General features: G+C 41.9%; 22 protein-coding genes and 1 CRISPR repeat array. Of the genes, 9 read left to right on the top strand and 13 right to left on the bottom strand.

Annotated elements, in window-relative coordinates:
* Window positions 1-77 precede the first annotated feature (77 nt).
* Window positions 78-827 (top strand): 1-acyl-sn-glycerol-3-phosphate acyltransferase, encoded by a 750-nt coding sequence (locus HT696_RS07330; protein WP_173218551.1) that lies wholly within the window; start codon window positions 78-80, stop codon window positions 825-827.
* Window positions 828-870: 43 nt separating this feature from the next.
* On the opposite strand, the gene HT696_RS07325 is transcribed toward HT696_RS07330, so the two are convergent.
* From HT696_RS07325 to rpsO, 6 genes are all read right to left on the bottom strand, one after another.
* Window positions 871-1,563 (bottom strand): alpha/beta hydrolase-fold protein, encoded by a 693-nt coding sequence (locus HT696_RS07325; protein ID WP_173262089.1) that lies wholly within the window; start codon window positions 1,561-1,563, stop codon window positions 871-873.
* Window positions 1,544-2,554 carry an ABC transporter substrate-binding protein gene (locus HT696_RS07320; protein ID WP_173262086.1) on the bottom strand — a complete coding sequence of 337 codons (1,011 nt, stop codon included), beginning with the start codon at window positions 2,552-2,554 and terminating at the stop codon, window positions 1,544-1,546. The genes HT696_RS07325 and HT696_RS07320 overlap by 20 nt, the downstream gene beginning before the upstream one ends.
* Before the next feature lie 19 nt (window positions 2,555-2,573).
* Window positions 2,574-3,329, bottom strand: a complete 756-nt coding sequence (locus tag HT696_RS07315) for an ABC transporter ATP-binding protein (RefSeq protein ID WP_173218545.1) — start codon at window positions 3,327-3,329, stop codon at window positions 2,574-2,576.
* 1 nt (window position 3,330) lies between these two features.
* Window positions 3,331-4,377, bottom strand: coding sequence for an iron ABC transporter permease (locus tag HT696_RS07310; protein ID WP_173282505.1), 1,047 nt, complete (start codon window positions 4,375-4,377; stop codon window positions 3,331-3,333).
* Window positions 4,378-4,611: 234 nt separating this feature from the next.
* Window positions 4,612-5,232 carry a CadD family cadmium resistance transporter gene (locus HT696_RS07305; RefSeq protein WP_000531713.1) on the bottom strand — a complete coding sequence of 207 codons (621 nt, stop codon included), beginning with the start codon at window positions 5,230-5,232 and terminating at the stop codon, window positions 4,612-4,614.
* Between the two features lie 299 nt (window positions 5,233-5,531).
* Window positions 5,532-5,761: a CRISPR direct-repeat array (repeat unit 35 nt; unit sequence GTTTTTGTAGTCTCCAAAATTGTGACCGATAAAAC).
* A 481-nt stretch (window positions 5,762-6,242) separates the two neighbouring features.
* Window positions 6,243-6,512, bottom strand: a complete 270-nt coding sequence (rpsO, locus tag HT696_RS07300) for a 30S ribosomal protein S15 (RefSeq protein ID WP_001018251.1) — start codon at window positions 6,510-6,512, stop codon at window positions 6,243-6,245.
* A gap of 202 nt (window positions 6,513-6,714) precedes the next feature.
* Here rpsO and HT696_RS07295 point away from each other — a divergent pair, with 202 nt between their 5' ends.
* Window positions 6,715-7,059 (top strand): hypothetical protein, encoded by a 345-nt coding sequence (locus HT696_RS07295; RefSeq protein WP_173282504.1) that lies wholly within the window; start codon window positions 6,715-6,717, stop codon window positions 7,057-7,059.
* 350 nt (window positions 7,060-7,409) lie between these two features.
* Window positions 7,410-9,353, top strand: a complete 1,944-nt coding sequence (gene thrS / locus HT696_RS07290; RefSeq protein ID WP_000608345.1) for a threonine--tRNA ligase — start codon at window positions 7,410-7,412, stop codon at window positions 9,351-9,353.
* A 46-nt stretch (window positions 9,354-9,399) separates the two neighbouring features.
* Here thrS and HT696_RS07285 read toward each other — a convergent pair whose 3' ends face one another.
* Both HT696_RS07285 and HT696_RS07280 read right to left on the bottom strand, forming a co-directional pair.
* Window positions 9,400-10,374, bottom strand: a complete 975-nt coding sequence (locus HT696_RS07285; RefSeq protein WP_173283480.1) for a HAMP domain-containing histidine kinase — start codon at window positions 10,372-10,374, stop codon at window positions 9,400-9,402.
* Window positions 10,367-11,044 (bottom strand): response regulator transcription factor, encoded by a 678-nt coding sequence (locus HT696_RS07280; RefSeq protein WP_000548989.1) that lies wholly within the window; start codon window positions 11,042-11,044, stop codon window positions 10,367-10,369. Before HT696_RS07280 ends, HT696_RS07285 begins: the two co-directional genes overlap by 8 nt.
* A 155-nt stretch (window positions 11,045-11,199) precedes the next feature.
* Here HT696_RS07280 and HT696_RS07275 point away from each other — a divergent pair, with 155 nt between their 5' ends.
* On the top strand, window positions 11,200-12,273 hold the full coding sequence (locus tag HT696_RS07275; protein WP_173282502.1) for a DUF2974 domain-containing protein: 1,074 nt from the start codon (window positions 11,200-11,202) through the stop codon (window positions 12,271-12,273).
* A gap of 57 nt (window positions 12,274-12,330) precedes the next feature.
* Here the strand turns inward: HT696_RS07275 and HT696_RS07270 are convergent, their stop codons facing one another.
* A complete protein-coding gene (locus tag HT696_RS07270) occupies window positions 12,331-12,768 on the bottom strand; it encodes an Rrf2 family transcriptional regulator (protein ID WP_054384444.1) in 438 nt (145 codons plus the stop codon).
* A 75-nt stretch (window positions 12,769-12,843) separates the two neighbouring features.
* Window positions 12,844-13,686 carry a metallophosphoesterase family protein gene (locus HT696_RS07265; RefSeq protein ID WP_054384445.1) on the bottom strand — a complete coding sequence of 281 codons (843 nt, stop codon included), beginning with the start codon at window positions 13,684-13,686 and terminating at the stop codon, window positions 12,844-12,846.
* A 111-nt stretch (window positions 13,687-13,797) separates the two neighbouring features.
* Here HT696_RS07265 and HT696_RS07260 point away from each other — a divergent pair, with 111 nt between their 5' ends.
* Both HT696_RS07260 and HT696_RS07255 read left to right on the top strand, forming a co-directional pair.
* Entirely contained in the window at window positions 13,798-14,448 is a 651-nt protein-coding gene (locus tag HT696_RS07260) for a metal-dependent transcriptional regulator (RefSeq protein ID WP_054384446.1), read from the top strand.
* A 163-nt stretch (window positions 14,449-14,611) separates the two neighbouring features.
* Window positions 14,612-15,025, top strand: coding sequence for a hypothetical protein (locus HT696_RS07255; protein WP_173283479.1), 414 nt, complete (start codon window positions 14,612-14,614; stop codon window positions 15,023-15,025).
* 38 nt (window positions 15,026-15,063) lie between these two features.
* On the opposite strand, the gene dtd is transcribed toward HT696_RS07255, so the two are convergent.
* Both dtd and HT696_RS07245 read right to left on the bottom strand, forming a co-directional pair.
* A complete protein-coding gene (dtd, locus tag HT696_RS07250) occupies window positions 15,064-15,507 on the bottom strand; it encodes a D-aminoacyl-tRNA deacylase (RefSeq protein WP_173219879.1) in 444 nt (147 codons plus the stop codon).
* A 29-nt stretch (window positions 15,508-15,536) separates the two neighbouring features.
* Window positions 15,537-17,759 (bottom strand): bifunctional (p)ppGpp synthetase/guanosine-3',5'-bis(diphosphate) 3'-pyrophosphohydrolase, encoded by a 2,223-nt coding sequence (locus HT696_RS07245; protein ID WP_173282501.1) that lies wholly within the window; start codon window positions 17,757-17,759, stop codon window positions 15,537-15,539.
* Window positions 17,760-18,038: 279 nt separating this feature from the next.
* Here HT696_RS07245 and HT696_RS07240 point away from each other — a divergent pair, with 279 nt between their 5' ends.
* The 3 genes from HT696_RS07240 (at window position 18,039) to HT696_RS07230 (ending at window position 19,419) form a co-directional block, all read left to right on the top strand.
* Window positions 18,039-18,353, top strand: coding sequence for a hypothetical protein (locus tag HT696_RS07240; RefSeq protein ID WP_016397434.1), 315 nt, complete (start codon window positions 18,039-18,041; stop codon window positions 18,351-18,353).
* Window positions 18,354-18,439: 86 nt separating this feature from the next.
* Window positions 18,440-18,667: a hypothetical protein gene (locus HT696_RS07235; RefSeq protein WP_316043872.1), complete on the top strand. Its 228-nt coding sequence runs from the start codon at window positions 18,440-18,442 to the stop codon at window positions 18,665-18,667.
* A gap of 122 nt (window positions 18,668-18,789) precedes the next feature.
* Entirely contained in the window at window positions 18,790-19,419 is a 630-nt protein-coding gene (locus tag HT696_RS07230) for an MBL fold metallo-hydrolase (protein ID WP_173219873.1), read from the top strand.
* Between the two features lie 127 nt (window positions 19,420-19,546).
* On the opposite strand, the gene pepO is transcribed toward HT696_RS07230, so the two are convergent.
* On the bottom strand, window positions 19,547-21,439 hold the full coding sequence (pepO, locus tag HT696_RS07225) for an endopeptidase PepO (RefSeq protein WP_173282500.1): 1,893 nt from the start codon (window positions 21,437-21,439) through the stop codon (window positions 19,547-19,549).
* Window positions 21,440-21,607 lie beyond the last annotated feature (168 nt).

The raw sequence follows: 21,607 nt of genomic DNA, 5'->3' as shown, positions 1-21,607 counted from the left end.
CCTAGTCAAGGGAAAAGTTTGCCAGCCCTCCTTTGATAAGGTATAATAATAACAAGAAAATAATCGAAGGAGATCGCATGTTTTATACTTATTTACGTGGATTGGTTGTCTTGCTCCTATGGTCCATCAATGGCAATGCCCACTATCATAATACTGATAAAATTCCTAATCAAGATGAAAATTATATTCTGGTTGCACCTCACCGCACCTGGTGGGATCCTGTTTACATGGCCTTTGCGACCAAGCCAAAACAGTTCATCTTTATGGCCAAAAAAGAACTCTTTACCAACCGTATCTTTGGTTGGTGGATTCGTATGTGTGGCGCTTTTCCTATCGACCGTGAAAATCCTAGCGCTTCTGCCATCAAATACCCTATCAATGTCCTCAAAAAAAGTGATCGCTCTCTTATCATGTTTCCAAGTGGGAGCCGTCACTCAAATGATGTTAAGGGTGGCGTAGCCTTGATTGCCAAAATGGCCAAGGTCCGTATCATGCCGGTTACCTACACAGGTCCCATGACTTTGAAGGGCTTGGTTAGCCGTGAGCGTGTTGATATGAACTTCGGAAATCCAATCGATATCTCAGATATCAAGAAAATGAATGATGAAGGCATTGAAACAGTCGCCAATCGCATTCAAACAGAATTCCAACGTTTGGACCAAGAAACGAAACAATGGCACAATGATAAAAAACCAAACCCACTCTGGTGGCTTATCCGCATCCCTGCCCTTATCCTTGCGGTTATCCTCGCTATCCTAACTATCATCTTTAGCTTTATCGCAAGCTTCGTATGGAATCCAGATAAAAAGAGAGAAAACCTTGGTTAAATAAATACAACAATCCCTTGGCAAAAGCCAAGGGATAAATCTTTTATTCGATTTTCCATTTTTTGGCCAACCAGCTGGAAAAAACTAGAAATCGCTCAGCTACTTGTTCATGGTGTCCATAAGGATCAAAGACAAACTGACCATTCGGATAGCGTTTCTCAAGACTAGTATGGATCTGCTCAGCATAGGCTGGTGCTTGAGCCAAGCGATTAGTATGGTGTGCTCCTTCTGTTTGACCATTCTGTAAATACAGCAAACAGTCTAGATTTTTCACTGTCTCTGCCTTGCAGTAAGTCACAAAATCAGGATACCAAAAGGAACCGCAGATGGAGAAGACACAGGAAACATTGTCAAAGCTGAAAAGACTGTAGACTGCCACCAAACCACCTAGTGAGTAACCTCCATAAGCAAGGCGATTTTTATCCAAGCGATAAAGCGACTGCAACTTGTCCAAAAGACCTCCAAATAAATGACTATGATAGGCATTTGCCTGACCGCCAAAATCTGGAGCCCCATCTCTCAGAGCAGATGTCGCCCATGGAGTGTAGTCGTCTAGGCGATTTTTAGAGGTTAAGCCCACTAAAATCACAGATTCGGAAAGAAACGATAGGAAATCCAAGTTTCCATCATTCAATAAAATAGCCGGATAGGTTTGATTGGGGTCGTAGTTAGAAGGAAGGCTGATTTTGACTTGAATTCCTTCCCAATCAAACTTATTATTTATTGATAAAGTCATTGATTTTCTCAAGGGAATCAATCACTGCTGGACCATAGTCCATCAATTCATCGTAAGAGATGGTCATGATTTTTTGATTCTTAATAGCAGGAACGCTTTCCAAAACAGCATTTGCCTTCATCAACTCTACTGCTTTTTCATCCAATTTTTTATTACGATCGCTGGTTACATAGATAATCAATTCAGGATCCATTGACACGAGGTTTTCCAAGGTCAAGCCTGATGTCCCCGTAGCAACGTTTGTATAACCAAGTTGGTTCAGCAAACTTTCTTGCAAAGCAGACTTGTAGGCACCGAAGGTTTCATCATTATAAGCAACCATAATCAAAGCCTTTTTCTTTTCACCTTGACTTGCTGGATTTGCTTTCTTAACAGCGTCAATTTTAGTTTGTAATTGGGCCGCGTATTCATTGGCCTTGTCCTGAACATTAAAAATCATTCCAAGATTTTTGACATCTTCTACGATATTCCCCAAATCTTGCTGAATTGTTGAGAGAGAAGCTTTTTGAGTATAAACTGGGATTTTGTTTTCATTCCAAGTGCTAACTGTCCCCAAGGATTTTTCAGAAAACATCATGTTTCGACCCATCACAGCGTCTGGCTCATAAGAAAGGACTGTCTCTTGTGAGACTGTTTTTTTATCCCCAATTTGAGGAATAGTCGCAATCGCGTCCTTGTATTTGTCCGTCACAGCATTGTCTGGATTGAGCATGCCAACAATTTTATCCTTCAACCCCAACTCCAATAAAATTTCAGTGGTTGAAAGATTATTTGTAATAACTTTTTCAGGTGTCTTGTCAAAAACTTGTTCGACTTCATTCCCTTTCGCGTCATAGGTCTTAACCGTTAACGGATAAGTCGTCTCTGTGCTCGCCTTTTGACTTGTTTCTGAGCTAGATTGAGTGGTAGCTTTTTCTGTAGTAGTATTGCCACAAGCTGCCATGGTTAGGGTAGCTACTGTTACCAGTAAAATGCTGAGTGTTTTTTTCATCTTGTTTTCCTTTTCATTCTTATAAATAGTGAATCATGGCTTGCTGATCCTCGGTCCAAGTCACCTGACTTTGAACTCCATATACAGTTTGCAATGACTCAGGGGTGATGGTCTCCTTTGGAGTCCCTTGGTAAAGGATTTCTCCCTCTTTCATTAGATAGAGATAATCCGAATAGCGACAAGCAAGTTGAATATCATGCAGGACAGCTAAAACATTGACCTTGAGCTCCTTCACAATGGCCAACAAGTCTAACTGATACTTGATATCCAGGTGATTGGTTGGTTCGTCCAGGAGCAAGAGAGTCGGTTCTTGCGCCAAGGCGCGGGCTAACAAAACTCGCTGTTTCTCTCCTCCTGACAGGGACGAATAGAGACGAGTTTTCTTCTCAAGCATATCCACCTTAACGAGGGCATCTTGAACGAGGGTATAATCTCTTTCCTTTTCCTTCTGTAAAAAAGAGAGGTGGGGAGTTCTTCCCAGCAAGACGATTTCCTCAACTGTAGAATCAAACTGCAGTTGGTTAAACTGGGTCACAACTGCCATTTGCTTGGCTGTTTCTTTGAGCGTCCATTGTTCCAGAGGCTTTCCATCTAGGCTTATCAAGCCTTTGTCCACCTTTTCCTGACGATAGAGGAGTTTAAGTAGACTGGTTTTCCCGCTTCCATTTGGTCCTAATATCGTGTGAAATTGATTTCCTTCAACCTTAAAAGAGACTCCTTTGAGGATTTTTTTCTCTCCCAGTCCAAAGTGGACATCCTGACAAATCAAGTCCATATCAGGTCCTCACCTCCCTTCGCCTACCTCCAACAATGTAGATAAAGAAGGGAGCACCTACTAAGGCTGTGAAAATACCAATAGGAAGCTCTGCGTTTGGAATGATGATACGAGAGAGTACGTCTGCCCAAATGACAAAGAGGGCACCCAGTATGGTCGCAACAGGAAAAAGTCTCTTGTAATTCGTTCCTACTAACCCTCGTGCTAAGTGAGGAGTAATCAGACCGACAAATCCAATAATCCCACAGGTTGCCACTAAGACTGCTGTCAGCACAGCCACCATTGTCACATAAAGATACCAATAAAAGCGTAAAGGGATTCCTAAAGTTAAAGCAGCCTCATCTCCCATCATCATCGCATTAAAAACACGATACTGGGTAGCGAAAAATAGAAAGGCCAATCCTACTACTATAGTTGGCAGGACTAAGTCAGACCAAGTAGTCCCGGCAAGCGAACCCATGGTCCAAAACTTAATGGTCATCACACTGTCCGCATTAGCGCCGACTGAGATAATAAAGTTTGAAAAAGCCAGAAAGAGAGCGTTGACCACCGTTCCCGATAAGATCAGACTGGAAGTTGTCATCCTTCCCTGCATAGAGGCAATGATGAGGACAGCAATTGTTGCCAAGATAGCTCCAAGAAAAGCTCCAAGGCTAATCATCACTTTTAAACCAAGAATGATGCTCAAGGTTGCCCCTAGAGTTGCACCCGCAGATATTCCTAAGACATAAGGCTCTGCTATGGGATTGTTCACTGTAGACTGCATCACGCTTCCACACATAGAAAGTCCTGCTCCTACTATCAGACCTAACAATATTCGAGGGAATCTCATGTTCCATACAATGGCAAGAGTGGACTTGGAAACCTCTCCTATCTCAAGAGGAAATCCTAACCTGCTCAAAATAATCCGATAGGTATCTCCTAGATCAATCGCAACAGATCCCATTGAAACTGCTAGAAAGAGAGAAATCCCTAAAATACCTAGCAAAATAACTAAAAGTAACACAAATTGCTGGTCTTGTCGGCTTCCAGAAAATTTGGAAAGCATGCAAACCTCCTTTGATAGAATCTTAAAAATTTAGAAAATTCTCATGAAAAGTATACCATATTTTCAACAATGGAACAAGATGAGAAAAATAAATATAGTTGGTCTTACAGTGCTAATAATCGTAACCGAAGATTATACTTGAGTATATCGAGGTAAAGTGACAACATAAAAAGCCCTCTGAAAATCAGAGAGCCAATTTGAGCTCGGGATAAAATCCTAGTGAAACAAAAAAATCTACACGGTCAGAAAAGTCTCTATCGTGCCATTTTCATACATGATGTATAGTCCAAGTAGAATGAATACTAAGGGCACAATGATTCGCTCGTATTTTTCAATTGTCTCGAATATTAACGGAATAGAGGATAACACCCGACTAATCTCGCATAAGATAATTATGCCGATTACAAACACAAGCAAGGCCACGAGGGTCTGTGACCAATCTAACGAAGCAAAATAAGGTATATAGATACCTAAATTATCTCCGCCAGACGCAATTGTTAGCAATGTAACTGTCCAAAACAGTTGATTTGCCTTGCTTTGTTCTAATCTTTCAATAATTTCTTCCTCTTCTTCCTCTTCTTCCTCACCTTCTCCAACAATTGCAAAGCGAATCCCTAAATAGATAGGGATTAAACCAAGCAATCCAACCATCCATTCTTCAGGCACGAAATTAACGACATAAGCAGCGACTAAACTCGCCCCTACAAGTAAGCCTGTGCCTAGATATTGCCCCGCATAAATATGCCATTTTTGTTTATTCTGTGATAGCTGTGCAAATAAAATAAATAAAATAATTAAATAATCGATACTGGTGGAAATATAAACACCAATAGCAGATATGATTGTCTGTCCCATAAAAAACCTCCTGTATTGGTCAGTAATAAATCAGCAGATTTTAGGAGAGCACAGACACATTAATTTAGCTATCGCTAGTGGGTAATGTCGAACATAGGAAAGCATTTTACTCCTCCTCAAAACGTAGTTACAAAGTAATTTCTAACTGGAATTCGGTGACTACTTCCATGTAAAGTATAACATACTATACTTTACTTCGTAAAGTGTGGGCTCTCCGAAGGGGCTTGCAGACAGCTACTCGGCTTTTCAAGCCGAGTAGCTACGCACCTTTATGGTGTCATTAGCTGATACCATTTGAGGTTTTTGTAGTCTCCAAAATTGTGACCGATAAAACAGAATGTTGGTTCTTTTTCACTGGATGTCCGTTTTTGTAGTCTCCAAAATTGTGACCGATAAAACTTACTAGTTGGGTTAAATTAAGCTGACGATGTTTTTGTAGTCTCCAAAATTGTGACCGATAAAACACTCTTGTAGTTGAGCATCTTTCAAGTCCGGTTTTTGTAGTCTCCAAAATTGTGACCTATAAAACCTCAATAAAAGAGCCCTCTGAAAATCAGAGAGCTGATTTGAGCTCGGGCTAAAATCCTAGTGAAAAAGATGAAACTCCTTGTGTTCATCGAACACTGTGTCATTTCCCTATTTTCATACGGATTTCTTACGCCCTTAGCATCATAATTCTTGCTGGATAAACCGTTTATAGACTAGACGACGAGGCGAAGAATGTACGAAACTTTCAGTGAAACAAAAAAATCTCCCCGAAGGGAGATCATTCTGGTTTATTTTACCTTACAGTGCTAGGAACCGTAACCGAAGATTATACTTGAGTATATCGAGGTAAGGTGACAAAAGTAAAAAAGCTACCCAATTTAGAGTAGCTTCATTATCAAGATATGCTCAATTGAACACGGCCTAAGCACCTGGCAAAAAAGATAAAATCTCCTAGAAACTGAAGTTTCTTCGTCAATTTTCCTATTTTTGCTTTGTGCTTTTGACGGCCTTTGTATCTTGAATTAACGACGAAGTCCTAGAGAGTTGATCAACTCACGGTAACGGTTAACGTCGTTTTTACGCAAGTATGCAAGCAAGTTACGACGGCGACCGATTTTCTTCATCAATCCACGGTAAGTAGCGTGGTCTTTTTTGTGTTGTTTGATGTGTTCGTTAAGGTGGTTGATTTCCCAAGTAAGGACAGCAACTTGAACCTCTACTGAACCTGTATCACCTTCGTGACGTGCATATTGTGCGATGATTTCATTTTTTTTCTCTTTTGAGATTGCCATGATGTTTCTCCTTTTTATTTGGCTTCATCCGAGTGACAGGTTGGCATGCCTGTAACCAAGAAGAAGTTATTTGTCTTTACGACAATCCCTATTCTACCAATAACTAACTTCTTTGTCAACAGATTTACTTTCTTGTTTTAAATATGCTATAATAATCATAGTAAGAAATCCAAGTTGTCTGTTTTTAAACGAGGTGATTATCATGCCTAGATTCTATTCCCATCTCCCCTACTATCTGGTCATCTTTTTCTTTTACTGGCCACTTTATGAGTTGTTATCACTAATCATTTCTGACCCCCTTTTTCTCAAGAGTCTCTACGTAAATAATATTCTCTTCTTTACACCTCTGGTAATCTTGATTATATCGCTACTCTATAGCTACCGTTTCCGTTTCTCACTTTGGTGGTTAATTGGTAACGGACTGCTCTTTTGCTTTACTATCATAACTTTTGGTGAGTTTATACTAATTTACTTGCTAATCTATGAAACCTTGGCTCTGGTGGGCATGGTTTCCGGTATTGGCATCAAGCATATTCTACAAAAATGAAAAACAAAAAACTTTCACAAAATCCTTGAAAAATCTCACAATCATGCTATAATAATCCATAGAGACAAGTCACTTAGCCCCTTTCTACTAGAGAGTGCGTGGTTGCTGGAAACGCATAGGAAGTCTAAACTGATACTACTCTTGAGTTTTTATGAAAACATAAAACGGTGGCCACGTTAGAGCCAATCAGAGGTGTCCCTCTCTTTTGAGGTACATAAATGAAGGTGGAACCACGTTACGACGTCCTTTCTAGGATGTCGCTTTTTGTTTTTCTAGCTTTCACAATTCTCTATCCCTGTTTTCAGAATAGGATTAACACATTCGTCAATAATATAAGTAAGGAGAACATCATGATTAACATTACTTTCCCAGACGGCGCTGTTCGTGAATTCGAATCTGGCGTTACAACTTTTGAAATTGCTCAATCTATCAGCAATTCTCTAGCTAAAAAGGCCTTGGCTGGTAAATTCAACGGCAAACTCATCGACACTACTCGTGCTATCACTGAAGATGGAAGCATCGAAATTGTGACACCTGATCACGAAGATGCCCTTCCAATCCTACGTCACTCAGCTGCTCACTTGTTCGCCCAAGCAGCTCGTCGTCTTTTCCCAGACATTCACTTGGGAGTTGGTCCAGCCATCGAAGACGGCTTCTACTACGATACAGACAACACAGCTGGTCAAATCTCTAACGAAGACCTTCCTCGTATCGAAGAAGAAATGCAAAAAATTGTCAAAGAAAACTTCCCATCAATCCGTGAAGAAGTTACTAAAGACGAGGCACGTGAAATCTTCAAAAATGACCCTTACAAGTTGGAATTGATTGAAGAACACTCAGAAGACGAAGGTGGTTTGACTATCTACCGTCAGGGTGAATATGTAGACCTTTGCCGTGGCCCACACGTCCCTTCAACAGGTCGTATCCAAATCTTCCACCTTCTCCATGTAGCAGGTGCTTACTGGCGTGGAAATAGCGACAACGCTATGATGCAACGTATCTATGGTACAGCTTGGTTTGACAAGAAAGACTTGAAAAACTACCTTCAAATGCGTGAAGAAGCCAAAGAACGTGACCACCGTAAACTTGGTAAAGAGCTTGATTTATTCATGATTTCTCAAGAGGTGGGTCAAGGACTTCCATTCTGGTTGCCAAATGGTGCGACTATTCGTCGTGAGTTGGAACGCTACATCGTAGACAAAGAGCTAGCTTCTGGCTACCAACACGTATACACTCCACCACTTGCTTCTGTTGAACTTTACAAGACTTCTGGTCACTGGGATCATTACCAAGAAGACATGTTCCCAACTATGGATATGGGTGACGGGGAAGAATTTGTCCTTCGTCCAATGAACTGCCCGCACCACATCCAAGTCTTCAAACACCATGTTCACTCATACCGTGAATTGCCAATCCGTATCGCCGAAATCGGTATGATGCACCGTTATGAAAAATCTGGTGCCCTCACTGGTCTTCAACGTGTGCGTGAAATGTCTCTTAACGACGGTCACCTCTTTGTGACTCCAGAACAAATCCAAGAAGAATTCCAACGTGCTCTTCAGTTGATTATCGATGTTTATGAAGACTTCAACTTGACTGAATACCGCTTCCGCCTCTCTCTTCGTGACCCTCAAGATACTCACAAGTACTTTGATAACGATGAAATGTGGGAAAATGCTCAAACCATGCTTCGTGCAGCCCTTGATGAAATGGGCGTGGACTACTTTGAAGCCGAAGGTGAAGCAGCCTTCTACGGACCAAAATTGGATATTCAAGTTAAGACCGCTCTTGGAAAAGAAGAAACCCTTTCTACTATCCAACTTGACTTCTTGCTTCCAGAACGCTTCGACCTTAAATACATCGGAGCTGATGGCGAAGAGCACCGTCCAGTTATGATTCACCGTGGAGTTATCTCAACTATGGAACGCTTCACAGCTATCTTGATTGAGAACTACAAAGGTGCTTTCCCAACATGGCTTGCACCACACCAAGTAACCCTCATCCCAGTATCTAACGAAAAACACGTGGACTACGCATGGGAAGTAGCGAAGAAACTCCGTGACCGTGGTGTTCGTGCAGACGTAGATGAGCGCAATGAAAAAATGCAGTTCAAGATCCGTGCTTCACAAACAAGCAAGATTCCTTACCAATTGATTGTTGGGGACAAGGAAATGGAAGACGGAACTGTTAACGTTCGTCGCTACGGTCAAAAAGAAACACAAACTGTCTCAGTAGATGATTTTGTTCAAGCTATCCTAGCTGATATCGCCAACAAATCACGCGTTGAGAAATAAGAACCTAGCACAAAAGCCTCCAGTCCGGAGGCTTTTTCGTCTCTTCTCACTCAAGGACTAAGTTCACTTGAGCAAACTGAATCCGCACTGTCGTTCCTTTTCCAACCTCAGACTCGATACGAATCTGGTGACCCAGTTCTTCAGAAATCTTCTTAGATAGATAGAGGCCAAGTCCAGATGACTGCTGGGTCAGACGACCATTATAGCCTGAGAAACCTCGTTCAAAGACTCGGAGGACATCACTGTTTTTTATCCCGATTCCTGTATCCTTGATACAAAGCTCTTGCCCCTCCATATAAATCTCCAGACCACCTTCCTTGGTGTACTTGAGACTGTTTGAGATAATTTGCTCAATGACCACTAGCAGCCACTTTTTATCCGTCACGATTTCTTTATCAAGGTCATGTAGGTTGACATTTAAGCCTTTTTGAATAAAGAAAAGAGCGTATTTACGAATTATTTCCTTGACCAAATCCTCGATTTGCACCTGCTTCAAGACCAAATCATCATGAAAACTTTCTAAACGCAGGTACTGTAAAACTAAATTGGTATAGGAGTCAATCTTGAAAATTTCCTGTTCTAATTGCTGCTTCAGTTGGCGGTCGGCTACTTCTGCAACTAAGAGTTGACTAGCTGCAATGGGAGTCTTTATCTGATGGACCCACAAGGTATAGTAATCCAGCAAATCCTTCAGTTTTCTTTCTGCGTCTGACCTCTGCTGATAAAGTTCCATCTCACGCGCTTCTAATTTTTCAGCCAAGGCTATTTCCAAAGGAGATTTGGCTTCCCTCTCACCGTAGAGAAGTTCCTGACGATAGATCTGCATCTCCACCAATATGTCCCAAGTGAAAAATAAGATGGTTACAAAGCAACACAAGAGGAAAAAGTAGAGAAAGTAAATTCCCAAACTGGCAAATAAAAACTGAAAGAGCAAAACCAGAAATGCCAAAGCAAGCAGATAGACAAACAGACGACTACGGGAACGCAGATAGGCTAGAAAAAATTGTTTCCAATCAAGCATGCTTCAGTCCGTACCCTATCCCTTTCTTGGTCTCGATAAATCCTACCAAGCCCTGCTCTTCCAACTTTTTACGCAATCGAGCCACATTGACAGAGAGCGTATTATCATCAATAAAAAAGTCGCTGTTCCAAAGTTCCCGCATGAGGTCGTCACGCGCTACAATATTGCCCGCATGCTCAAACAACACGTGTAAAATCTGAAATTCGTTCTTGGTCAAATTCAAGACTTGACCTTGATAATGTAAATCCATTGATTTGGTATTGAGAATAACACCAGCATATTCCAGTAAACTCTCGTCACGCCCAAACTCATAGGAACGGCGCAACAAGCCCTGAACCTTGGCTAAAAGAACCTGCTGGTCAAAAGGCTTGGTCACAAAGTCATCCGCGCCCATATTGATTGCCATGACAATATCCATAGCCTGGTCTCTCGAAGACAGAAACATGATAGGCACCTTGGAAATCTTGCGAATTTCCTGACACCAGTGATAGCCATTAAACAAGGGCAAACCAATATCCATGAGGACCAGATGAGGCTCCGACTGAACAAAAAGACTCAAAACTTCCATAAAATCTTCTACCAGCACCACTTCAAATCCCCATTCAGAGAGCATTTTTCCGACTTGTTGACGAATGACCTGATCATCTTCTACTAGTAAAATCTTGTGCATGCGCTTCTCCTTTTCTATTATTATAACAGATTTTTCCATGCTGGAAGGTCTGAAACTGAATTTGAAAGAGCTTGTTTTTAGCCAACAAAATGAGGCAACCCTACTAGCTAATTTGAGGGAAATTTGATAAGATAAACAAAAAGAAAGGAGCTCTTATGGCCAATATTTTTGACTATCTGAAAGATGTCGCACACGATTCCTTTTACGACTTACCTTTGAATGAATTAGACATTTTAGCCCTAACAGAAATCACCTACCTCTCCTTTGATAATCTGGTCTCCACAACTCCTCTGCGACTTTTAGACCTGGCAACTCAGGTTCCAAGGGAGCCTAACATGTTGACCAGCAAAAATCGCCTCCAGCTATTAGATGAACTAGCTCAACACAAACGCTTCAAAAATTGCAAACTCTCCCATTTTATCAATGACATCGATCCTGAATTGCAAAAACAATTTGCGGCTATAACCTACCGCCTCACTCTCGATACCTATCTGATTGTCTTTCGTGGGACTGATGACAGTATCATTGGCTGGAAGGAAGATTTCCACCTAACCTATATGAAGGAAATTCCTGCTCAAAAGCACGCCCTCCGCTATTTAAAGAACTTTTTTGCCCACTATCCTAAGCAGAAGGTCATTCTGGCTGGGCATTCCAAGGGAGGAAATCTAGCCATCTATGCGGCTAGTCAAATTGAGCAAAGCTTGCAAAATCAGATTACAGCAGTTTATACCTTTGATGCGCCTGGTCTCCACAAAGAACTGACACAAACCGAGGGCTATCAAAGGATAATGGATAGAACCAAGGTCTTTATCCCACAAGGTTCCATCATCGGTATGATGATGGAAATCCCTGCTCACCAAATCATCGTTCAAAGTACTGCCCTGGGTGGTATTGCCCAGCACGATACCTTTAGTTGGCAGATTGAGGACAAGCACTTCATCCAACTGGATAAGACCAACAGCGATAGTCAACAAGTAGATATAACCTTCAAGGAGTGGGTAGCCACAGTCCCTGACGAGGAACTTCAACTTTACTTCGACCTTTTCTTTGGCACCATTCTTGATTCTGGTATTACTTCTATCAATGACTTGGCTTCCTTAAAAGCTATCGAACACATTCGTCATCTCTTCGTCCAAGCTCAATCCCTCACTCCAGAAGAAAGAGAAACCTTGGGACGCCTTACTCAATTATTGATTGATACCCGTTACCAGGCTTGGAAAAATAGATAAAAAAACTTATGAAAAGGTAAAAAACTTCTCATAAGCTTTTTTGTTTTAAAGAAGAATTCAATCCTTCATCTGACTCTCTGCATCGGCCACGACTTGTTCTAAACTGGTCTGACCAAGTTCAGCCTCCATAGCCAACTGAATTCTCTCCAATTTTTGATCCAAAACCTCATGAATATGAGCTCCAACTGGACAATTTGGATTCGGATTGTCATGGAAACTGAAGAGTTGACCAGTCTTACCAAGACACTCAACCGCTTGATAAACATCTAATAGACTAATGTCTTTGAGATCCTTAACAATCTCTGTTCCGCCCGTTCCGCGCGCTACTGAAATCAGCTCTGCCTTCTTCAACTGGGACAAGGTCTTTCTGATAATGACAGGATTGACCCCGACACTAGCAGCCAGAAAATCACTGGTCACCTTGCTTTCCTTCCCCTTGAGGACAATGATTATTAGCATATGAGTCGCAATGGTAAATCTACTTGGAATTTGCATCCTCTTCTCCTTTTTACGAGGCTAGCCTGCCTCTACTCTTCTTTTTCTTTTATTATACCCTTTTTAGTTGTAATGTCAATCGTTACCACTTTTCAACCAGGCATCTAACTCCCTATCATAACCCTCTTTCTGGGCCAATTCACTCAGAAATTCCTGATGATGAGTATGGTGGATCCCATTGACCAGACTTTCATAGTAAACCTCAAAATAAGGGAGTTTGAGGTCTTTAGCCAGCTGCAATTCAGCTGCCACATCGTAGTCCACCCGTCGGAAGTCCATATCTACCAAGCCCTTGTCATCAAATTCTAAAATCATATACTGGGCTCGCAAGTCCTTCCTCAACTGGGCATCTAGAAAGAAAGGTTGCCCAATCGAACCAGGATTGACAATCAATTGTCCACCAGTCCCGTAACGAAGCAACTGCTGGTGAATATGACCATAAACAGCAATATCGCAAGGCGGATTGGTCACCAAGCGATCAAAATCCTCTTGCGCTCCAGTATGAATCAACTCTCGTCCCCAATTCTTATCAGGAAGATGGTGGCTAATTCCTACCGTCAAATCCCCAAACTGACGATGGATCTGGAGTGGTTGATTATGGAGCAGTTCAATTTCTTCTAGGGAAATCTCCTCTAGAACATACTGGCACTGGCGCAAGAGATAGCGTTGGCTGGGACGAGTACTATCCAATTCCTTACGGATACCATGCCACAGACTGTCTTCCCAGTTTCCCAAAACTCTAACCGTAATCGGTAGTTGAGCCAACAAGTCCAAAATCCTTCTACGCCCTGTCCCTGGCATGAGAATATCTCCCAAAAGCCAGTATTCATCCACTCCTCGCTGCCGAGCATCTGCCAAAACAGCCTCCAAGGCGGTGGTATTTCCATGAATATCTGAAAGAAGAGCTATTTTCGTCATATCCATCTCCTCGTTTTTTCTCTTGCAATAAGTATAACATAAAAAGTCACAGCTAGAGAAATCTAGCTTTTTTTGATATACTAGATAAAGATATTAGACAAGAGGAAGCGAATGACCCCGAATAAAGAAGACTATCTAAAATGTATTTATGAAATTAGCATAGATTTGCATAAGATTACCAACAAGGAAATTGCTGCCCGCATGCAAGTCTCTCCCCCTGCCGTAACTGAAATGATTAAACGGATGAAGAGCGAAAATCTCATCCTCAAGGACAAGGAATGTGGCTATCTACTGACTGACCTCGGCCTCAAATTGGTCTCTGAGCTCTATCGTAAACACCGCTTGATTGAAGTTTTTCTGGTTCATCATTTAAACTATACGAGTGACCAGATTCACGAGGAAGCTGAGGTATTGGAACATACTGTCTCTGACCTCTTCGTGGAAAGACTGGATAAATTGCTTGGATTTCCCAAGACCTGCCCTCACGGAGGAACCATTCCTGCCAAGGGAGAACTCCTAGTTGAAATCAATAACCTCCCACTAGCTGACATCAAGGAAGCTGGCTCCTACCGCCTGACTCGGGTGCATGATAGTTTTGACATTCTCCATTATCTGGACAAGCACTCACTTCACATCGGTGATCAGCTCCAAGTCAAGCAGTTTGATGGCTTCAGCAACACCTTCACTATCCTTAGTAAAGACGAGGACTTACAAGTAAGTATGGACATTGCAAAACAACTCTATGTCGAGAAAATCAACTAATTTCTCCAATCCCCTACCAACCCTGAAAGTTTGATTTTCAGGGTTTTCTTATCTATTTTTTATATCAAAAAAGATAGTAAACGCTTTCACACTCCAACTAAATATTGTATAATAATTATATTCAATATTACGTCACTAACAGATGAAAAAAGGAGGTTTTAGCATGAAAAAAATCATCTTCATCAAAACCATTGAGCTCCTTGCCATCGATGGAATTATGCTGGCATTTTTGACATTTAAAGAGGGGCTCACTTGGGATTGGATTTTAATTTATAGTGGTTGGCTCATTTTCTTTCACCCTGTGCTATTGGCCTATCTTTCAAACCAGCTTTGTGACCACTTTAGTCACCTCTATTCCCAGATTAGACCAAAATTCTGGCATTTTGCCTTACAAATCCTTCTATGGGATAGCCTGATGATTCTCTCCTTGATATGTTTGAGTGGTGTGCCACTTCTCCTTCAGGGAACTCTCCTAATCCTAGGACATCTCATCTCTTCCTATCGCATAAGCCAAAAACTGAAAAGAGACTTCCCAAAAGCCTATCAAGAAACGATTTCATTTTGGAGTATTTTATGATAGATGAGAAAAACCAAGCCGACTGGGCTTGGTCTTTCTTATCTATTTTTAGTATCTAGGATAATGGTAACTGGTCCGTCATTGACCAGCTCAACTTGCATATCCGCTCCAAAGATACCTGTCTGAACGGGTACTTCTTGCGCTAATTTTTGATTGAAAGCGTCATAGAAGTCTGATGCCATATCAGGCTTGGCTGCACCTGTAAAGGCTGGACGATTGCCTTTCTTAGTATCCGCAAAGAGGGTAAACTGAGAAATAGAAAGGAGTTCTCCTTCAATATCTTTGACAGACAGGTTCATCTTGCCTTCTGCGTCTGAAAAAATCCGCATATTGACAAGCTTTCTCACAGCATAGTCCAAATCTTCCTCTTGGTCCTCTGGTCCAACACCAACCAGCAATAAGAGGCCTTGGTTGATTTTCCCCTGAATCTGACCTTCGATACTTACTTGGGCTTTTGTAACCCGTTGGATAATGATTTTCATAATAGCCTTTCTAGTAAGAGCTAGGGCAATTAACCGTTAGTCCGTTTGACAGAATAGACTTCTGGCACACTCTTAATCTTATCTACGACAGTAGTCAGTGTAGAGAGGTTGGCAATGCCGAAGGACACATGGATATTAGCAAATTTCATATCCTTGGTTGGTTGGGCGTTGACCGTTGAAATATTCTTGGTTGTGTTTGAAAGAACTTGCAGTACATCGTTCAATAATCCTGTACGGTTGAGGCCGTAAATATCGATATGGGCCATATACTCCTTATTTGAGCTAGAGTACTGGTCTTCCCATTCCACATCAAGGAGACGTTGCTCATAGTTTTCTTGGGCACGCAGGTTCATACAGTCCACACGGTGAATAGCCACACCACGCCCCTTGGTAATGTAGCCAACAATATCGTCACCCGGAACAGGATTACAACACTTGGCAATCCGCACTAGGAGACCAGAGGCTCCTTCAATGACCACACCACCCTCATGCTTGACCTTGAGGGTTTCTTTGTTTTCAACCTTGATCTCGCCACCTTTGACAAGTTCTTCTGCTTCCGCCTTAGCCTTGGCACGCTCTTCTTCACGGCGTTCCTTTTCAGTCAGACGGTTAAAGACGGTAATAGCACCGATTTCTCCAAAACCGATGGCCGCAAAGAGGGATTCTTCTGTCTTGTAGCTAGTCTTTTGTAGAACTTGGTCCATGTGGCGCTTGTCCATGAATTTATTGGCCACATAGCCATTTTCTTGGAACTGAGCCATCAGCATTTCACGACCCTTGTTGACTGACAGTTCCTTATCTTGGTTTTTAAAGAACTGACGAATCTTGTTACGCGCCTTGCTGGTCTTGACCATATTGAGCCAGTCACGGCTAGGACCAAATGAATTCGGGTTGGTGACAATTTCAACCTGATCCCCAGTTTTTAACTTGGTTGTCAGAGGAACCATACGACCATTGACCTTGGCACCAGTCGCTTTTTCACCAACCTTGGTATGGATTTCATAGGCAAAGTCAATCGGTCCTGAATCTTTGGGAAGAGAACGGACAGCTCCATCTGGGGTAAAGACGTAAATCTCCTCAGCCAGATAGTTTTCCTTGACAGAGTCCACAAATTCCTTGGCATCATCAGCCTGGTCTTGGAGCTCCATCATCTCCTTGATCCAGTTCATCCCAATAGCAGATTCCTTGCTGTTAACCTGCCCCTTAACGCCTTTCTTATAAGCCCAGTGAGCCGCAACCCCGTACTCAGCCACCTCGTGCATGGCCTTGGTCCGAATTTGGAACTCAATCGGTCCTTTTGGCCCATAAACTGTCGTATGGATAGACTGGTAACCATTGGCCTTGCGGTTAGCGATATAGTCTTTGAAACGACCAGGCATCGGTTTCCAAAGTTCATGCACATAACCCAACATGGCGTAAACATCACTTTGAGTGTCTAAAATACAACGAATGGCAATCAGGTCATAGATTTCCTCAAACCGTTTTCTCTTGTCCTGCATTTTGCGGAAAATCGAGTAAATATGCTTGGGACGACCGTAAATCTTCCCTTTTAGGTGACGATCTGTCGTATATTCCTCTAATTTTGTGACCACCTCATCCACCAAGGCTTCACGCTCCCTGCGCTTTTCCTTCATCATATGGGTAATCTTGTAAAACTCCGTTGGATTGAGATAACGGAAAGACAGGTCTTCCAATTCCCATTTGACACTGGAAATCCCCAGACGGTGGGCAAGTGGGGCATAGATTTCCATGGTTTCTTTGGAAATGCGCTCCTGCTTGTCTTTTCGAAGGTGCTTTAGGGTCCGCATATTGTGCAAACGGTCAGACAGTTTAACCAAGATAACACGGATGTCCTCAGACATGGCCATGAGCATCTTACGATGATTTTCCGCTAATTGCTCCTCGATTGATTTGTACTCGACCTTACCAAGCTTGGTAACCCCATCTACGATTACCCGCACATCAGGACCAAACTCTCTTTCCAAATCGTCCAAGGTCGCATCTGTATCCTCCACCACATCGTGCAAGAAACCACAAGCTACCGTTACAGCATCTAGCTTGAGTTTGGCTAAAATACCTGCCACTTGGATAGGGTGAATGATATAAGGCTCGCCTGATTTGCGATACTGACCACTGTGGCAATCCACCGCATAGACCAAGGCCTTATGGACAAAATGGACATCCTCTTCTGTTAAATATTCTTTGGTTAAAGCGACAACTTCTTCGCCTGTTAAATTCACTTCTTTTGGCATCTCTACTCTCCAATTCTTCCTACCATTTTATCACTTTTTTAAGAATATGAAAACTAGATTGGAACAGAATAGGAAAAAAATATTTCAGAATTGCTTGACAATTCTGAAATATTTTTTTATAATACATTGTACAGTTAGATTTTCTATTTAGGTGATAGAAGGAGAGATAGAAGAACGGAAACCATATTGTAACCTAAATATAATTTAACTCCCTATCCTTATCACCTTTTCATTCAAGTCAATATAGTTGAATGACGTCGTTTTACAAAGGAGTATTCTATGAAAAAAACTGTACTAACACTATTAGGAGCTACTGCTCTATCTATTACCGTTCCAATCACTGCTGCTGAAACTAGTACAACAAATAACTTTGAAGGTCCTCGTTATGAGCGTATATATTCTCATCGTTATAGTAAAACAGTAACAAAATACTATAACGATGATGGTTACATCCCACCAACTATCTACTATTCAGAATATAATGATAGTTTCCATTCAACCTTCAAAGGAACACTTGAAATAGACAGTGTACGAAGATCAAACGGTGGGACTCGTGTCACATACACTGGTACCTTGACTGGATTTTGGAATTAAAAATCCTCAAGATGCTTTCTTTTATCCTTTAGTTTATAAGGAGAACGCCTATGAAAAAAACTGCTATTTCTATCTTTTCTCTCCTAGTGTTAGGAGTTTGCTGCCTGTTCCTATTCAGCCAGCAAGGCTATAAAAAAACAGTCGTTCAATACTATGCTAACGACCAGAACCTGCCCAATAGAATAACTTATAGTGAATATAGTGACAAACGAGAAGCCAACTACGGTGGCACTCTAAACATCACATCTATCAAACAAGCTAATGACGGAGTTTATGCAACCTATGAAGGGCAATTGACACCTCTCCAATATTGATAAATTGATAACCAGCCTGTCTTCATCTAGTCATGCTGGTTTTTAAGTTCATCCTAAATCCTTACCTATTCTCCCTAACTGTGCTATACTTATTTAGTACATTCTTTGAGATTGGAGCTAATATGAAAATCCATAAAACCGTCAATCCTGTTGCCTATGAAAACACCTATTACCTGGAAGGCGAAAATCACCTTATCGTAGTAGATCCTGGTAGTCATTGGGAAGCCATTCGTCAGACAATCGAGAACCTCAACAAACCGATCTGCGCTATTCTCCTGACCCACGCCCATTATGACCATATCATGAGTCTGGACTTGGTTCGCGAGACTTTTGGCAATCCTCCTGTCTATATCGCAGAGAGCGAAGCCAGCTGGCTCTATACTCCTGTCGACAATCTCTCTGGACTTCCCCGCCACGATGATATGGCAGATGTGGTCGCAAAACCGGCTGAACGCACCTTTGTCTTTCACGAAGAATACCAACTGGAGGAATTTCGTTTCACTGTCTTGCCAACACCAGGTCACTCCATCGGCGGTGTTTCTATCGTCTTTCCTAATGCTCACCTAGTCTTGACAGGTGATGCTCTTTTCCGTGAAACAATCGGACGGACCGACCTTCCAACTGGTAGCATGGAACAACTCCTCCATAGTATCCAGACTCAACTCTTCACCCTACCAAACTACGATGTCTATCCAGGACATGGTCCAGCTACGACCATCGCCCATGAAAAGACCTTCAATCCCTTTTTCTAGTAAGATGGTGACAATGACTATCGCATTTTAAGTACATTATCCAGCAGTCTTTCCACTATAAAAGGCATCCTATCAAGGTTTTCACACCTGATTGGATGCCTTTTTTCTGATGACTAAATTTTTTGCCTTACCAAATAATCACGCGCGCTTCTGGTGAACGCCACATACCGTCTCCTTCTTTGACATCATAGGTTGTAAAGAAATCATCGAAGTTTGGTACTTGTACATTGACACGGAGTTTGGCTGGCGCGTGCACATCGACGCTAGCCAAAAGTTTCATAAATTCTGGACGACCTTTCATGCGCCAGATGCGACCGAAGTTGTAGAAGAATTCTTCTGCTGAGAAGTCTGGTTCTCTCTTAGCAGCTTCAAGCGCTGCAGCGATTCCTCCCAAGTCAGCCACATTTTCTGATACAGTCAATTTACCGTTGATGGTTGCTCCATAAGAATCCTGTCCATCAAACTGGTCAATAACTTTTTGTGTTTTCTCCTTGAAAGCAGCATAGTCGCTCTCTGTCCACCAATCCTTGAGGCTACCATTTTCATCAAAGGAAGCTCCGTTGGTATCAAAGGCGTGAGAAATTTCATGGGCAATAACTGCACCAATACCACCGTAGTTAGCAGAAGATGACTGATGCAAGTCATAGAAAGGCGCCTGTAAAATAGCCGCTGGGAAGACAATCAGATTCTTCTGTGGATTGTAATAGGCATTGACCATGTGAGCAGGCATGCCCCACTCCTTGTAGTCTACAGGCTGATTCCACTTACTCCAACTGTGCTTGATTTCCACACGCGCAAAGGCTAGAGCATTGTCAAAAAGACTAGCATTTTCATCCACTACCTTGTCCTTATAGCGTTCTGGTAATTCTTCTGGGTAACCGATATAAGGCTTGATGACATTGAGTTTGACGATGGCCTTGTCACGAGTTTCAGGAGTCAGCCAGTCATTTTTAGCCAAGCGTTCCTTATAGACATCAATCATGGTTGCCACTTTTTTCTCTACGTCTGCCTTGGCCTCTGGAGAGAATTTTTCATGGGCATACCAGAGACCCAAGGCTTGTTTGAAAGGACCTTGTGCTAGCTGGTAGGCTGCCTTGACCTTGTCTTTAGCTTCTGGAACTCCTGAAAGCGCACGGCTATAGGCACCTGACAAGACACGGATTTCTTCTGTTAAATAGCTGGTTGAGAGATTGACAACACTTAAAATCAAGGTTGCCTTGAGGAGAGGCCAAGCTTCTTCACTATAGAATTGCTCTGCTGCTTGCCAAAAACGTTCCTCGTCTACGATAACCTTGTCTGGTATTTGTCCAAGAACAGCTTGGAAGAAGTCATCCAGGGGTAAGGCAGGCGCAAATTTCTTGAAATCTTCATAAGAATATGGATGGTAGAGTTTAGCATACTCTGAACTTTCTTCATTAGAGAGCACTACTGACGCAACTCGACGGTCCAATTCTAGTCTTTTCTCTAACAAGTCTTCAATTTCTTCATCAGAGAAATCATAAGCCTTGAGAAGATTTGCGCTGCTTTCTTTCCAAAGAGTCAAGAGCTCTTCTCGCTGAGGATGGTCTTCTGCATAGTAGGTTGTGTCTGGCAGGATCGTGCTTGGAGCGCTAGCCCATAGAACATTGATTCTAGCATCCATAAAGTCTGGCGATACACCAAAAGGAAGGAAGTTAGGTTTTCCTGCAAGTTCAAACTCTGCTAGTCTAGCTGTAAAATCCGCAAAAGTCTCTAATTCTTGGAACTCTTTAAGAAGTGGTAAGACAGGTGTGATACCATCAGCTTCTCTCTTGTCAAAATCACGAACTAGGCGGTGGTATTTGACAAAGTTTGCCAAGATAGCATCCTCAAGCACCTCTTCTCCTGCCAACCACTTGTCTGTTGTCGCCAGCATCAGGTCTTCAATTTCCTGGTCTAAATCCACAAAACCTCCCGTTTGAGACTTATCTGCTGGGATTTCAGCTGTCTGTTGCCATTCTCCATTGATTGCATCATAAAAATCATCTTGATAACGTGTCATCTTGTTCTCGCTTTCATTTGTACTTGTTTTTAGCTTAACAAAAATTGCTTGGGAATGCAATTAAAAATGAACTTTCTCTTTCCATCATTTTTCAGTTATTATTTTAATTTTTTTAAAAATTAACTTGACTTAATTTTTTTTTTAATGTATATTAAGAGACAGGAGGAA

Source organism: Streptococcus sp. 9903 (genome assembly GCF_013276625.1).
Lineage (GTDB): Bacteria > Bacillota > Bacilli > Lactobacillales > Streptococcaceae > Streptococcus.
The sequence above is the reverse complement of the archived record's forward strand: the minus strand, read 5'-3'. Positions and strand labels throughout refer to the sequence as shown.

Excerpts from the sequence above, each read along its gene's own strand:
- HT696_RS07330 (WP_173218551.1), top strand. The coding sequence starts at position 78 with ATGTTTTATACTTATTTACGTGGATTGGTTGTCTTGCTCCTATGGTCC.
- HT696_RS07325 (WP_173262089.1), bottom strand. The coding sequence starts at position 1,563 with ATGACTTTATCAATAAATAATAAGTTTGATTGGGAAGGAATTCAAGTC.
- HT696_RS07320 (WP_173262086.1), bottom strand. The coding sequence starts at position 2,554 with ATGAAAAAAACACTCAGCATTTTACTGGTAACAGTAGCTACCCTAACC.
- HT696_RS07315 (WP_173218545.1), bottom strand. The coding sequence starts at position 3,329 with ATGGACTTGATTTGTCAGGATGTCCACTTTGGACTGGGAGAGAAAAAA.
- HT696_RS07310 (WP_173282505.1), bottom strand. The coding sequence starts at position 4,377 with ATGCTTTCCAAATTTTCTGGAAGCCGACAAGACCAGCAATTTGTGTTA.
- HT696_RS07305 (WP_000531713.1), bottom strand. The coding sequence starts at position 5,232 with ATGGGACAGACAATCATATCTGCTATTGGTGTTTATATTTCCACCAGT.
- rpsO (WP_001018251.1), bottom strand. The coding sequence starts at position 6,512 with ATGGCAATCTCAAAAGAGAAAAAAAATGAAATCATCGCACAATATGCA.
- HT696_RS07295 (WP_173282504.1), top strand. The coding sequence starts at position 6,715 with ATGCCTAGATTCTATTCCCATCTCCCCTACTATCTGGTCATCTTTTTC.
- thrS (WP_000608345.1), top strand. The coding sequence starts at position 7,410 with ATGATTAACATTACTTTCCCAGACGGCGCTGTTCGTGAATTCGAATCT.
- HT696_RS07285 (WP_173283480.1), bottom strand. The coding sequence starts at position 10,374 with ATGCTTGATTGGAAACAATTTTTTCTAGCCTATCTGCGTTCCCGTAGT.
- HT696_RS07280 (WP_000548989.1), bottom strand. The coding sequence starts at position 11,044 with ATGCACAAGATTTTACTAGTAGAAGATGATCAGGTCATTCGTCAACAA.
- HT696_RS07275 (WP_173282502.1), top strand. The coding sequence starts at position 11,200 with ATGGCCAATATTTTTGACTATCTGAAAGATGTCGCACACGATTCCTTT.
- HT696_RS07270 (WP_054384444.1), bottom strand. The coding sequence starts at position 12,768 with ATGCAAATTCCAAGTAGATTTACCATTGCGACTCATATGCTAATAATC.
- HT696_RS07265 (WP_054384445.1), bottom strand. The coding sequence starts at position 13,686 with ATGACGAAAATAGCTCTTCTTTCAGATATTCATGGAAATACCACCGCC.
- HT696_RS07260 (WP_054384446.1), top strand. The coding sequence starts at position 13,798 with ATGACCCCGAATAAAGAAGACTATCTAAAATGTATTTATGAAATTAGC.
- HT696_RS07255 (WP_173283479.1), top strand. The coding sequence starts at position 14,612 with ATGAAAAAAATCATCTTCATCAAAACCATTGAGCTCCTTGCCATCGAT.
- dtd (WP_173219879.1), bottom strand. The coding sequence starts at position 15,507 with ATGAAAATCATTATCCAACGGGTTACAAAAGCCCAAGTAAGTATCGAA.
- HT696_RS07245 (WP_173282501.1), bottom strand. The coding sequence starts at position 17,759 with ATGCCAAAAGAAGTGAATTTAACAGGCGAAGAAGTTGTCGCTTTAACC.
- HT696_RS07240 (WP_016397434.1), top strand. The coding sequence starts at position 18,039 with ATGAAAAAAACTGTACTAACACTATTAGGAGCTACTGCTCTATCTATT.
- HT696_RS07230 (WP_173219873.1), top strand. The coding sequence starts at position 18,790 with ATGAAAATCCATAAAACCGTCAATCCTGTTGCCTATGAAAACACCTAT.
- pepO (WP_173282500.1), bottom strand. The coding sequence starts at position 21,439 with ATGACACGTTATCAAGATGATTTTTATGATGCAATCAATGGAGAATGG.